The organism is Subtercola sp. PAMC28395 (assembly GCF_018889995.1).
GTDB lineage: Bacteria > Actinomycetota > Actinomycetes > Actinomycetales > Microbacteriaceae > Subtercola.
Window position 1 is genome coordinate 441396 of record NZ_CP076547.1, and the last position, 12679, is coordinate 454074.

A 12679-nucleotide genomic window follows, 5' to 3' on the forward strand; every position below is an offset into this window, starting at 1 on the left:
GCGCGAGGCCCGGAATGACGGGCCCAATGCACGACCGCTCCCTGCCGAGCTACAGATCAGAACCCAGCAGGATCTGACCGGTGTCTGACGCGACGATGGAGACCGCCACGATGTCGGCCAGCTGGATGCTCGTGGTGGCGGTCGGCGTGACCTCGGTGCCGGGCCCCGCAGTCCAGGTCGCGACCTGCGTGCGTGTGCCATCGGCAGCGGTGACGACCATCGCGTACCCCCGCGAATACCCGCCCGCCTGCGGCAGGCTGGACTTCTGCCCAGAAGTCTCTTCAGGCGCGCGGGAGGCAGGGTTGCCAGCCGCCTGGCTGGCCTGGTCACTGTAGGTGCAGGTCCAGTCGATCCGGGTGCCCCACGGCAGCGGAGTGAACGAGGCCTCCGCGCTGAGCGGGCTCGGCTGAACGGAGACCAGCTGCACGTGCTCGGTGCTGGGCGACACGGGGAGTGCTGTTCCCGTCGAAGCATCGGGTAGTGCCGTTTCGGGCAGTGCCCTGCCGGGAGGTGACATGACGACCAGAAGAGTCACCACCCCTGCCGCAACGGCCACGGCCAGCCCCGCCGCAGCCCCGATTCGCAGGCGGGTCATCCTTCTGCGGCGACGTGCCCGCCCCAGAAGTCGTGGCAGCACGTCGACCGTTCCGACATCGATCGGGCCGACATCGACGGCTGTGGCATCGACCGCTGTGGAACCGGCGATTTCGCCCTCATCGTGGATCTCGCCGCGCGTCTCGCCCGCAAGCGCTTCTTCGGCCGAGACCGACGCAAGCAACCCGGGAAGCCCGACGAGCTCACCGACGCGCTCCCGGCAGGCCGGGCATCCGGTCAGATGCCTCTCGAAGAGCAGCCGTTCGCTCGGCGACAGCGCACCGAGAACGTAGGCTGCATCACTTTCGGCGTAGGGGTCTTCGGCGAAGTCGTACAGGTCGGGGCCCTCACGACCGCTGCCACCACCTGGCTCTGTCATCTGGTCACCCCCCGCTCCTGCAGCGCGAGCTTCACCGCACGCAGTCCGTAGTGCAGGCGTGACTTCACGGTGCCCTCTGGTATGCCGAGAAGCTGGCTCAGTTCGGCGATCGACTTCTGGCCGTAGTAGGCCTGCACCAGAACCTCACGGTGCTCCGCAGTGAGGTCGGTCAGGGCGTCGGCCACCAGCCAGGCCTGCAGCAGCTCGTCGGTGCGATCGGCACTCGCCCGTTCGGGCAGAACGTCGGTACCGATCTCGTTTCGCGACCGGGCGCTGCGGAATTCATCGATGACGAGATTGCGCGCTACCGTGAACAGCCATGCCTGCACTCCCGTGCCGGTGTTCTGGATGATCGCGGGGCTGCGCCACGCCCGAAACAGGGTCTCCTGCACCACGTCTTCTGCCCACGCCCTGTCGCCGGTCAGTCGAACGACGAAACGGTAGAGCGCTGGGGCATGCTGGTCGTGGAGCGTGCGCAACAGCTCGGCCTGATCATCCACGACTCTTCACACCTCCACCAGTACATACGAGATGCCGGCCAAGAAAGTTCACCCGGCGGTGAACCGAATGAGCCAGCGTTTCGTAGGTACCAGTAGCAGTATGACAATTCCGCAGCCGAAGAAGGAGCCTCATGTCTGAAAACACCCCCGTCACCCGCCGAGTTGTTCTCACAGCGGGGAGCGTCGGCATGCTCGGCGCGAGCGCGCTCGCCCTCTCGGCCTGCGCCCCCACCACCTCGACCGGGGCGGCTGGCGGCACAGCTTCGACACCGGCAGCGTCGGCAGGTTCGGGGAGCGCCGGCGAGATCGCCAAGCTCGCCGATGTGCCGGTCGGCCAGGCGAAGAGCATCTCGTTCGGCGGGCAGGACATCCTGGTGGCCCAGCCCAGCGCCGGCAAGGTCGTCGCCTTCAGTTCGGTCTGCCCACACCAGGGCTGCGCCGTGGCGTTCGCGTCAAGTGACTTCGCGTGCCCCTGCCACGGCTCGACCTTCGACCTCGCGACGGGCAACGTCACCCACGGCCCCGCACAGAAGGGGCTCAGCGTCGTTGCGGTGAAGGTCGCCGGCGACGCCATCGTCGCCGGTTAGAGTACCTTCATGCTGCCCTACGAGATCAACGGTCTCCCCCTCCACATCCTGCTCGTGCACGTGGTGGTCATCGTGGTGCCCCTCGGCGCCATCATGACCTTTCTCGGGGCAGTGTGGCCGGCATTCCGGCGCAAGCTGACATTCATCACCCCGCTGGTGACCTTCGTCGGGCTCGCGAGCGTGCCGCTTGCCACCAATGCCGGTGAGTGGCTGCTCGCCCGGGTGAACCCCACGCCGCTCATCACCGCGCATGCCGCCATCGGCGACACCCTCGTACCCTGGGCATTCGGCCAGTTCGTTCTGGCGACCGCGATCTGGGTCTGGTATCGCTCATTCGCCGCCCCTCCCAGCCAGCCGGAGCCCCCGACGCGCAACCTCGCCGTACCTGACGAGCGCGACCCGTTCGTGGTCGCCGAAACGACGCCTGCCGACTCTTCACCCCGTGCAGCGCGGCCCGCAGGCCGATTCGCCGGCCGGGTGAGCCGGCGGGCATCACTGGTGGTCTCGGTCGTGTTCATGGTGCTCGCACTCGCGCTCGGCACGGCGACGACGATCAGGGTCGTGCAGATCGGCGAGTCGGGTGCGGCGGCCATCTGGACGGGCTCGTTCAGCGAGACACCGAAGTAGAGGTGACGCCGAGGGCTCACGCCGAGTGGGTCGCCGCCTCCCAGCCGGAGGAGATCATGTCGCGGAGAGTGTGGCGGGGCGCCCAGTCGACATCGCGCGATGCCAGCTCGCCTGAAGCGACAATGCGTGCCGGGTCACCCGGTCGGGCGGGCATGACCTCGGGAGTGAAGGCGATGCCGGTCACTCCAGCCATCTCGGTCATGATCTCGCGAACAGAGCTGCCCGACCCGCTGCCGAGGTTGTAGGCACGCTCGAGGGGCACACCGGCATCGAGCTTGCGTGCGGCAGCGACATGCGCCGCGGCGACATCGGCGACGTGCACATAGTCGCGAACACAGGTTCCGTCGGGGGTGGGATAGGTGTCACCGAAGATCTTCGGGGTCTCGCCCGCGAGAAGCGCCCTAAAGACCAGCGGGAAGAGGTTGTGCGGGCTGGTGTCGCTGACCGTCGGCGTTGCCGAACCGACGACGTTGAAGTACCGCAGGCTGGTGTGCCGGAGGCCGGTCGCCCTGGCCTGGTCGGCGATCATCCACTCGCCGATGAGCTTGGTCTCGCCATACGGCGATTCGGGGTTCGTTGCGGTCTCCTCGGTCACGAAGGCGACCGGGGTGTTTCCGTAGACCGCGGCACTCGAGGAGAACACGATCGATTCGACACCGGTGGCCGCCATCGCCTCGAGCAGGTTGACCGTGGCGGTGACGTTCTGCGTGTAGGTGTGCAACGGGCGCGTCACCGACACACCGGCGTACTTGAAGCCGGCCAGGTGAACGACGCCGCTCACCTGGTGCCGCGCGAAGACCTGGTCGACGAAGGCCCGATCGACGAGCGAACCCTGCTCGAGCACTGCGCCCTCAGGCACGAATTCTGTGCGACCGCTCGAGAGGTCATCGATGACGACAACGTCGATACCGTTCTCGAGAAACGCCCGAGCGACGTGCGAGCCGATGTAGCCGGCCCCTCCGGTGACGATCCAGGTCATTCGGATGCTCCCTCTCCAGTTGACGCGTGGGCTCCGGTCATGGTCGCACCCTCAGAGGGCTGCACGATGAACAGGTCGGGCCGGGCGAACCCCTCTGCCCGGAATGCTTCGAGAATATCGGCTTCGAGAGATTCACGGAGCGTGCGGGGAATGAGTGCGAGCGCTGATCCGCCGAAACCGCCGCCGGTCATCCGGGCGCCGATCGCCCCGGAGCGCTGCGAGACCTCCACCGCCAGGTTCAGCTCGGCGACCGAGATCTCGAAGTCGTCGCGCATCGAGACGTGTGAGGCGTCCAGAAGCGCCCCGATCGCCTGGGGGCCCTCTGTGCGCAGAAGCCTCGCCGTCTCCTGCACCCGTTCGTTCTCTGTGACAATGTGCCGGGCCCTGCGAAAGGTGACCTCGTCGAGCGCCTCGCGCATGCGCGGCAGGTCTGCCGGGGTCAGCTCCCTGAGCGAGTGCACGCCCATCGTCGCCGCTGCGAGCTCGCAGGATGCCCGGCGATCCGCATAGCCACCCGTCGCATGATCGTGGCTGACCTTGGTGTCGATCACGAGGATCTCGAAGTCGTTCGCGGCGAGCCCGAGCGGAATCGTGGCCGTCTGCATGCTGCGGCAGTCGAGGAAGACCGCTGCGTCGGCGTGACCGAGCATCGAGGCGGACTGGTCCATGATTCCTGTGGGAGCACCGACGGCCTGGTTCTCGGCGATCTGCCCGATGCGTGCGAGCCTGGCCGGCGCCTCACTCAACTGCCAGAACTCATTGAGGGCAACCGCTGTGGCGCATTCGATCGCAGCAGACGACGAGAGCCCTGCGCCGATCGGCACCTCGGAGTGGATGTGCAGCGAGAACCCCGGCAGCGATTCGGGCGTGCGGGGCTTCTGCCCCTCGACCGCCGCCGAAAGCAGGGCCCACGCCACGCCCAGCGGGTACGCCGACCACCCGGCAAGCACGCCGGGTGAGAGTTCGGTGAGCGCACACTCGACGATGTCGTCTGAGAACGTCGACGAGACGCGGGCCAGCCCGTCAGCACGGGCCGCAAGCGCCACATACGCCCTCCGATCGATGGCGAACGGCAGCACGAAGCCCTCGTTGTAGTCGGTGTGCTCACCGATCAGGTTCACTCTGCCCGGCGCGGACCAGACGCCGTCGGCCGGCTGGCCGTGGAGGCGCTCGAACTCGGTTGTCAGCGCGGCGGTCGTCTGCGCCGCGATTGTCTGCGCGTCGCTGGTCTGCTCAGCATCACGATTCGGGTCGATGGGGTCACTCATGGGCGGCAAAACTCTCTCGAAGGTTGTGGGCGGTGACCTCGGGGCGCACGTCACCGATGAACGCCCCCATGGCCGATTCGGAGCCGGCCAGGAACTTGAGGCGGTCTGCGGCGCGACGCGGCGAGGTGATCTGCATCATGAGGCGGATGTCATCGCGATGCGAACTCACCGGGGCCTGGTGCCACCCCGCGATGTAGGGCGTCGGCGTGTCGTAGAGACCATCGAAAGCGCGCAGAACGCGCGGGTACAGCACAGCGAGCTCGTCACGTTCGGCCGGAGTGGTCGACGCGAGGTCGGGAATCTGGCGGTGCGGCAGAATATGCACTTCGATCGGCCAGCGTGCGGCGAAGGGAACGAAGGCGCTCCAGTGCTCGCCCTGCACGATCATCCGGTCGCCTGCCTGCTCGCTGGCCAGAATGTCGGCGAAGAGCGTCGGGCCGTAGTCGTCGATCGAGGCGATGAGCCTTTGCGTGCGAGGCGAGACGAACGGGTACGAGTAGATCTGGCCGTGCGGGTGGTGCAGCGTGACTCCCACCTGCTCACCGCGGTTCTCGAAGGGGAAGACCTGCTCGATGCCCGGCATGGCCTGCAGTACGGCGGTGCGGTCGGCCCAGGCCTCGATCACCGTTCGGGCGCGCGACGTCGGCAACGACCCGAAAGAGCCCTCGCGCTCGGGGCTGAAGCACACGACCTCGCAGCGGCCGATGGATGCCCGGCTCTTGCCGAGCCCGATCGAGTGGTCGTCTCGCACGGGTGCCTCGCCCGCGCCGAGAAGCTCGGGCCCGAACGACGGCGAGCGGTTCTCGAACACCGCGACGTCGTAGAGGCTCGGCACCTCCGACGGGTTGTCGGGGGCCTGGGGTGCGAGAGGATCGAGGTTCGCCGGCGGGAGGAAGACGCGATTGTTGCGGGCGGCGGCAATGGAGATCCACTCCCCCGTCAGCGCGTCCTGGCGCATCTCCGCGACGGGTGGGCGCGGGTCGAGCAGGCGTTCGTCGGCAGCTCGCTCAGGCGGGAGAAGCGTGTCGGCGTCGTCGTAGTAGATGAGTTCCCGGCCGTCGGCGAGGGAATACGGGCGTTTGACGATGGGCGAACCATCCACCATCGAGAGTCTTTCGACCTCACCGGCGGGAGGGCCGGGGAGATTCTCGTCTGAGCCGCGCAAATGAGCCACACTTTCGTTTTCGCAAATACAATTGCAGAATGCTTTCGAAATCTAAAGTACAGCATTCTGCGGTGGCTCGTCGAGAACAGATGCTCGCGGTGATCGACGAGCGCGGATTCGCCAGAGTCGGCGAACTCAGCGACACCTTCGGGGTGTCTGACGTGACGATTCGAACCGACCTCGACGCCCTCGACGCGCAGCAGGCGATTCGCCGGGTGCACGGTGGCGCGGTCATCCGTCAGCGCCAGCTCGTGCAGGAGCCGAGCTTCGAACAGGCCATCGAGGCTGCTGCTGCCGACAAACAGCTCATCGGCGAACTGGCGGCCAGTCTGGTGCGCACGGGCCAGAGCGTTCTGCTCGACGTGGGTTCTACGGCCCTGGCGGTAGCTCATGCGCTCGTCGCTCGGCCAGACCTCAGCGACGTTGTGATCATCACGAACGGGCTCAGCATTGCGCTCGCGCTCGAGCCGGCCATCCCGCGCTTCACGGTCATCGTCACCGGAGGCACTCTGCGGCCCCTGCAGCACTCGCTGGTAGAGCCTCTGGTCTCACCGGTTCTGAGTGGCCTGCACGTCGATCTCGCCTTCATCGGGTGCAACGGCGTCGATGCCGAGCAGGGCGTGACCAACGTGAACCTGCCGGAGGCCCAGGTCAAGCGCCGCATGCTCGAATCGGCCGCCCGGGCCGTCATCGTCGCCGATGTGAGCAAGCTCGGCCAGGTGCACCTCGGTACGATCGGTGACGTCGCAGAGTTCGACGCCCTCATCACCGGCGCACCCACCCCGGGGACTCTGGCCGTCGAGGGCGTTGCACTGTCGGGCACCGAAATGGATGACAGGCTCGCCAGCCTCGGAACGGCCGGGTTGCTCCTCATCACCGACGCGGAGAGCGCCGCTCGATTCTGACAACTGATTCACACGGGCCCCTTCACAACAGAGCCCTCACACCAGGCTGCCAGAAGGGCTGCGGGTATGATGCTCCAATGGCTCCACCGATCAAGCACGCAGAACGGGGCCGCCTCGGCGCCGCCAGCACTCTCGTGAAGTTTTTGGCGATTGCTGTCGCAGTCGTTCTCGTCAGTGGCGCTTCTGTTGCTGCCATCGCCGTGACCAGCATCGCCACGCAGGTCTCGGCGAACTCGATCGACATCGGGGGCAGCTCGGGCGCCCCCGCCGAAGCACACGTCGGTGCGTTCGTCGGCGGGTTCAACGTACTGATCGTGGGAACAGACAACGACGCCAGCCAGGGCAATTCCTTCGGTGAGCGCGACGCCACCCTCAACGACGTGAACATTCTGCTGCACGTGTCTGCCGACCAGAAGAGCGGGGTCGTGGTCAGCTTTCCGCGGGACCTGATCGTCGATCATCCGGCCTGCACAGACCCCAGTACCGGCACCGCTTACGACGCGACCTACAACGAAGCACTCAACACGGGGTATGAACGCGGCGGGCTGGCCTGTATCAAGACCACGATCGAGAATCTCACCGGTCTGACCATCCCGTACGCGGGGCTCATCTCGTTCAACGGCGTGATTGAGATGACGAATGCCGTCGGCGGGGTGCCAGTGTGTCTCGCAGAACCCATCAAAGACACCGACTCGGGCCTCGACCTGCCGGCCGGAACGAACACGATCTCCGGCGGAACAGCGCTGGCGTTCCTGCGCACCCGGCACGGCGTCGGCGACGGCAGCGACCTGGCCCGTATCTCGTCGCAGCAGCAGTACCTCTCCTCGCTCGTGCGTACGCTGAAGAGCGCGAACACCCTCACCGACGTGACCAAGCTCTATGGGCTGGCGCAGGCGGCGGCCCAGAACATCAAGCTCTCGACCACATTGGCGAGCCTCGATTCGATGGTGTCGCTGGCGCTGGCGCTGAAAGACGTCGACCTCGCCAAGCTCGTCTTCGTGCAGTACCCGGGAACGACCGGCGATGCCGATTACCCCGGCAAGGTCGTGCCGACGACCGACGTCGCCGACGAGCTGTTCGCGAAGATCAAGGCCGATGAGCCGTTCACGCTCAATGCGGACTCGACAGGACCCGGGTCCTCTGTTGTGTCGACCCCGGTCCAGACAGACACACCGCTGCCCACTGCGACCGAAACGCCGGGAGCCTCAGGTGTACCCACCCCGGCTCCCACGAGCAACGTCATCGATGGGGTCACGGGCCAGACGGCCGCCGAACAGACCTGCGCGAACGCCTTCGGCAACTGACACGCCGCGCGATCGTGCCGGGCGCGCGACGGGGCGGGGGCCTTAGACGGCGACGCTCAGCTGCGGAAAGTAGTGTTCGAGCGGTGCGGGGCGACCGATGTGGAACCCCTGCGCGCCGTCGACACCGAGCGACTCGAGAAGCACCAACGAGCCCTCGTCTTCGACGAATTCGGCGATGGTCACCATGCCGAGGCCCTTGCCGACCGAGACGAGCGACGACATGACGAGCAGGTCGAGCGGGTCCCGCTCGCTGCCGGAGACGAACTCGCCGTCGAGCTTCACAATTCCGAACGGCAGGTGCTTCAGGTAGTAGAACGAGCCGTAACCCACCCCGAAGTCGTCGAGCGCGAACACACAGCCGAGCGCCGTGAGGGTGCGCATGAAGGCCTGTGCACTGTCGATGTTGCTCACCGCCGCCGTCTCGGTGAGCTCGAGCACCAGGCCAGAGGCATCAACACCGGCTTCGGCGAGACGGGCAGCGATGAAATCGGCGAAAGCGAGGTCACCGACCGATCGCCCTGACAGATTGACATGCACGGTGATCGTCGGATCGATCTTCTGCAGCCTGCCGAGGCAGCTGATCGCGTGGGCGACGACCCATTCGTCGAGCATCACGGCGAGCCCCGACTGCTCGGCTACGGAGATGAACGGGGCAGGGGAGATCAGGCTCCCGTCGTCGTCGATCATTCTCACGAGCAACTCGAGGGAGGTGATCTTCTTCGACTTCAGGTTGAGGATCGGCTGGGCATGAAGCACAAGCTGGTCACTCTCTATGGCCGCGAGGATCTTCGCCGTCCAGTTGATCTGGTTCGACGCCCTCGCCGCGAGCACTTCTGATGGCTCCAGAAAGCTGTACCCGTTTCGCCCATGCTGCTTGGCGTGGAACATGGCCAAGTCGGCATCGGAGAGGAGATCGGCCGCAGTTGTGCCCTCGCTCACCACTGCGACGGCACCGACGCTCGCCGTGACCCGGCGCGCGAGCCCGACCGCCTCGGCCTGCTCCAGACCGCGAAAACCGTCGCGCACCTGGGCGACAAGCGAGTTGACCGCTGCCTCCACTTGGGTGTGGTCGCCTTCGGTGAGCAGAACGGCGAACTCGTCAGCACCGAGGCGGGCGACAGCATCCGTCGATCGCACCCAGCGGGAGATCATGCCGGCGAGTGCCACAATGAAGTCGTCACCAGCACGGTGACCCAACTGCTCGTTGATGTCGCGAAAGTTGTCGACGTCGACGACCAGTACGGCGCCACAATCTTCGCTGTCGCGGCACGAGGCCAGGTGCTCGTCGAGACGGCGCTCGAAGGCGGCCCGGTTCATGAGGCCGGTGAGGGTGTCGTGCGACGAGATGTAGGCCATGTGCTCGTGGTAGCGGTGCTGTTCACTCGTGTCGTACGCGTTGATGAGCACCGACGTCGCCTCGCCCGAGCCGTCGCGCAGCACGACCGCACTGACGACGGCGCGTCGGGTCTCGTCCATGACAGTGGGCCCCGGCAGTTCGATGTCGTCGGTACGAAGCCCCGACGGGGAGTGGATGAGCTGCTCCACCCAGCCGTCACCGGGCGAAGCCGCTCCAGGCACGGGAGGCAGGGGCAGCAGCTCAACGGCCGACGTGTCGATGAGCGACTCTGCCTCGGCATCGAACAGAGCGCAGAAGGCGTCGTTCACCAGCGAGATCCGGCCCTCGGGGTCTGCGAGTGCGATCCCCGTCGGCGAAGCCAGCACCAGTTGCTCGAACTGCTGGGTGACCAGCCTCAGCGCCATCTCGCGGCCGCGGATCTCGGTGAGATCCCGGGCCACGACGAGGGCTTCCGGGTGCTCGCCACGGGTGAATGGTGCCGCAATGACCTCATTCTCACGATGCGTCACGGTCGAAGTGATGCGCACGACCGTGCGGGTGCCAGCAAGGGCAGCCCGGTAGGCGCGCTCGAGAATCACGATGTTCTCGGGGCTCGATACCTCATAGAGGGTCTTGCCCTCCCAGTCGAGCACGCCCTGCCCGCGCCTACCGGCTCCCGCAGCGACCCGGTAACGCAGGTTTTCGTCGACGATGAAGAGAATGGTGTCGGGAAGCTGGTCGAGCAGTACGCTCAGTTGCAGCTCACTCTCGTCGGCGGGCGACGTGACGGGGGCCGCTGCGACCGTGGGCGCATCGGAAGTAGGTACCGGGACTGCAGGTACGGGGGCTGCGCTTTCGTCGTTCTGCGCGGCAGCCGCTGACAGCGAAGCATCTTCGTCACCGTGTCTCCAGTCGCGAACGGCGACGCGCAGGGCGGCCAGCAGTGACCCCCTGCTGGCCCGTCGTTCCGCGCCCCGCATGAGGAGACTCAGGCGTTCTCGAGGAGAGTGAGCACTTCTTCGATCACCGTGGCTGCATCGTCGATGAGCTCTTCACTGATCACCACGCTCGGCAGGAACCGCAGCACGCTGTCCCAGCTGCCTGCGTCGAGAACGATGACTCCGTTCGTGGTGGCGTGTTTGATTATCGCTGTCAGTGCCTCTGGATTGGGTTTTCTGGTACCGGGGAGAACCAGTTCGACCCCGATCATCGCGCCCTTTCCGCGAACCTCGCCGACGACGCTGAAGCGTTCGGCCCAATCGCCGATCCGCGCGAAGAAGGCACGCTCGACACGTTGCGCCTCGGCAATCAGCCCGTCGGACTCGATCGTCTCGAACACAGCGAGCGCTGCGGCCGTCGACACGGGGTTGCCACCGAAGGTGCCACCGATGCCACCGGGCTGCACAGCATCCATGATCTCTGCTCGACCGGTCACCGCCGCTAGCGGAAAGCCGCCGGCGATGCCCTTGGCGCTCGTGACCAGGTCGGGCACCACTCCGCTGTGCTCGATGGCGTACCAGGCACCGGTTCTGGCGATACCGGCCTGGATCTCGTCAGAGACGAAGACGATGCCGTTCTCTGTGCAGAACGCGCTCATCGTCTCGAAGAAACCGGGGGCGGGAATGACGATGCCGCCGTCGCCCTGGATCGGTTCGACGAAGAACGCGGCGAGCTCCGTCGCCCCGATGTGGGTATTGATGTAGTCGATGGTGCGCTCGGCGGCTTCGACACCCGTCATGCCCTCGGGGTCGCGGAAGGGGTAGCTGGTCGGAACACTGTAGATCTCACCGGGGAACGGCCCCATGCCCGCGCGCTCGGGCCAAGGGCGGTAGGTCATCGCCATCGTCAGGTTCGTGCGGCCGTGAAAAGCGTGGTCGAGGGTCGCGATGGCGCGTCGGCCGGTGAACTTGCGAGCGATCTTGACGGCGTTCTCGACCGCTTCTGCGCCCGAGTTCACGAGAATCGACCGCTTCTCGAAGTCGCCGGGCGTGATCTCAGCGAGCTTCTCTGCGACTCGAAGGTAGTTCTCGTACGGCGTCACGGTGAACAGGGTGTGGGTGAGCTTGTTGGCCTGGGCAGCCGCAGCGGCCGCAACGGCCGGATGCGCGTGCCCGATGGTCGTCACGCCGATCCCGCAGCCCAGGTCGATGATCTGGTTGCCATCGACGTCGACCAGGATCGCGCCTGAACCATGGTCCATGTAGATGTCGACGAGGGTGCCCGCACCGCGCGACACCGTCTTGAGTCGACGCGCGTGCAGTTCTCTCGATTTCGGGCCGGGCAGCTCAGTGACGAGCTTGCGCTCCTGGGAGACGGTGAAGGGAGAAGAAACCATACCCCGAGCTTATGCTCTCGATCAGGATTCGCCCTGCTTGCGCCGTGACCGCAGCACCTGCACCAGCACAGTACCGAGCGAGATCACGACGATTCCGACGATGACCACGTCGATGTACTGCGTGACGAAGTCGGCGACGCCGGGTACGTGGCCCAGAAGGTAGCCGAGCAGAATCACGCTGAACGCCCAGGCGACTGCACCGATCGCGTTGAAGGCGAGAAACCTCAGGTAGTGCATCTTGCCCACACCGGCTGCGACAGGAGCGAAAGTGCGCACCACAGCGACGAACCGCGCGAGAATCACGGCGGCTCCGCCGTACTTGTCGAAGAACTGCTGCGTTCTGGCCACGTTCTTCTTACTGAAGAGCCCCGTGTCTTTTCGCTCGAATATTCGCGGGCCCGTCCGATAGCCGATGAAGTACCCCAGCTGGTCGCCCAGCACGGCCGACACAGAGACGGCCAGCAGCACGAGCCACAGCGGTGCAGAGATCACGCCGGTGTAGGTCAGCAGTCCGGTGAAGAACAGCAGGGTGTCGCCGGGCAGTACGAAGCCGATCAGCAGGCCCGTCTCTGCGAACACGATGGCACAGACAACGACGAGGGCCCACGGGCCTGCACCCGAGATGATCGACTCGGGGTTGATCGGGTTGATACCGGCCAGAACGGCCGCGCCGCTCACCACCACTTCAGAAAACACAGCA

At 66.0% G+C, this 12679-nt stretch carries 12 protein-coding genes; 4 read left to right on the forward strand and 8 right to left on the reverse strand.

Features of this window, described 5'->3' with window-relative positions:
* Positions 1 to 49: 49 nt before the first annotated feature.
* Positions 50 to 973, reverse strand: a complete 924-nt coding sequence (locus KPL76_RS02165) for an anti-sigma factor (RefSeq protein ID WP_216334779.1) — start codon at positions 971 to 973, stop codon at positions 50 to 52.
* Positions 970 to 1473, reverse strand: a complete 504-nt coding sequence (locus tag KPL76_RS02170) for a sigma-70 family RNA polymerase sigma factor (RefSeq protein ID WP_216334780.1) — start codon at positions 1471 to 1473, stop codon at positions 970 to 972. The genes KPL76_RS02165 and KPL76_RS02170 overlap by 4 nt, the downstream gene beginning before the upstream one ends.
* 131 nt (positions 1474 to 1604) lie before the next feature.
* On the opposite strand from KPL76_RS02170, the gene KPL76_RS02175 reads away from it, so the two are divergent.
* Together KPL76_RS02175 and KPL76_RS02180 are read left to right on the forward strand one after the other, a co-directional pair.
* Positions 1605 to 2060, forward strand: coding sequence for a ubiquinol-cytochrome c reductase iron-sulfur subunit (locus KPL76_RS02175; protein ID WP_216334787.1), 456 nt, complete (start codon positions 1605 to 1607; stop codon positions 2058 to 2060).
* A 9-nt stretch (positions 2061 to 2069) separates the two neighbouring features.
* A complete protein-coding gene (locus KPL76_RS02180; RefSeq protein WP_216334789.1) occupies positions 2070 to 2687 on the forward strand; it encodes a hypothetical protein in 618 nt (205 codons plus the stop codon).
* Positions 2688 to 2703: 16 nt separating this feature from the next.
* Here the strand turns inward: KPL76_RS02180 and galE are convergent, their stop codons facing one another.
* Genes galE through galT form a run of 3 tightly spaced genes read right to left on the reverse strand, consistent with a single transcriptional unit; the run spans position 2704 to position 6039 of the window.
* Positions 2704 to 3666 (reverse strand): UDP-glucose 4-epimerase GalE, encoded by a 963-nt coding sequence (galE, locus tag KPL76_RS02185; RefSeq protein ID WP_216334791.1) that lies wholly within the window; start codon positions 3664 to 3666, stop codon positions 2704 to 2706.
* Positions 3663 to 4934, reverse strand: a complete 1272-nt coding sequence (gene galK / locus KPL76_RS02190) for a galactokinase (protein WP_216334792.1) — start codon at positions 4932 to 4934, stop codon at positions 3663 to 3665. Before galK ends, galE begins: the two co-directional genes overlap by 4 nt.
* Entirely contained in the window at positions 4927 to 6039 is a 1113-nt protein-coding gene (galT, locus tag KPL76_RS02195) for a galactose-1-phosphate uridylyltransferase (protein WP_216335924.1), read from the reverse strand. Before galT ends, galK begins: the two co-directional genes overlap by 8 nt.
* A 131-nt stretch (positions 6040 to 6170) precedes the next feature.
* Here galT and KPL76_RS02200 point away from each other — a divergent pair, with 131 nt between their 5' ends.
* Together KPL76_RS02200 and KPL76_RS02205 are read left to right on the forward strand one after the other, a co-directional pair.
* Positions 6171 to 7004, forward strand: coding sequence for a DeoR/GlpR family DNA-binding transcription regulator (locus KPL76_RS02200; RefSeq protein ID WP_253202118.1), 834 nt, complete (start codon positions 6171 to 6173; stop codon positions 7002 to 7004).
* 77 nt (positions 7005 to 7081) lie between these two features.
* Positions 7082 to 8308, forward strand: coding sequence for an LCP family protein (locus KPL76_RS02205; RefSeq protein WP_253202119.1), 1227 nt, complete (start codon positions 7082 to 7084; stop codon positions 8306 to 8308).
* A gap of 42 nt (positions 8309 to 8350) precedes the next feature.
* On the opposite strand, the gene KPL76_RS02210 is transcribed toward KPL76_RS02205, so the two are convergent.
* Genes KPL76_RS02210 through KPL76_RS02220 form a run of 3 tightly spaced genes read right to left on the reverse strand, consistent with a single transcriptional unit; the run spans position 8351 to position 12675 of the window.
* The gene (locus tag KPL76_RS02210) at positions 8351 to 10624 is read right to left on the reverse strand and encodes a bifunctional diguanylate cyclase/phosphodiesterase (protein WP_216334795.1); all 2274 of its coding nucleotides are present in this window, start codon (positions 10622 to 10624) and stop codon (positions 8351 to 8353) included.
* An 8-nt stretch (positions 10625 to 10632) separates the two neighbouring features.
* A complete protein-coding gene (locus KPL76_RS02215; protein ID WP_216334796.1) occupies positions 10633 to 11979 on the reverse strand; it encodes an aminotransferase class III-fold pyridoxal phosphate-dependent enzyme in 1347 nt (448 codons plus the stop codon).
* 21 nt (positions 11980 to 12000) lie between these two features.
* Complete coding sequence (locus tag KPL76_RS02220) at positions 12001 to 12675, reverse strand: DedA family protein (RefSeq protein ID WP_253202120.1); 675 nt, start codon at positions 12673 to 12675, stop codon at positions 12001 to 12003.
* Between the last annotated feature and the right edge of the window lie 4 nt (positions 12676 to 12679).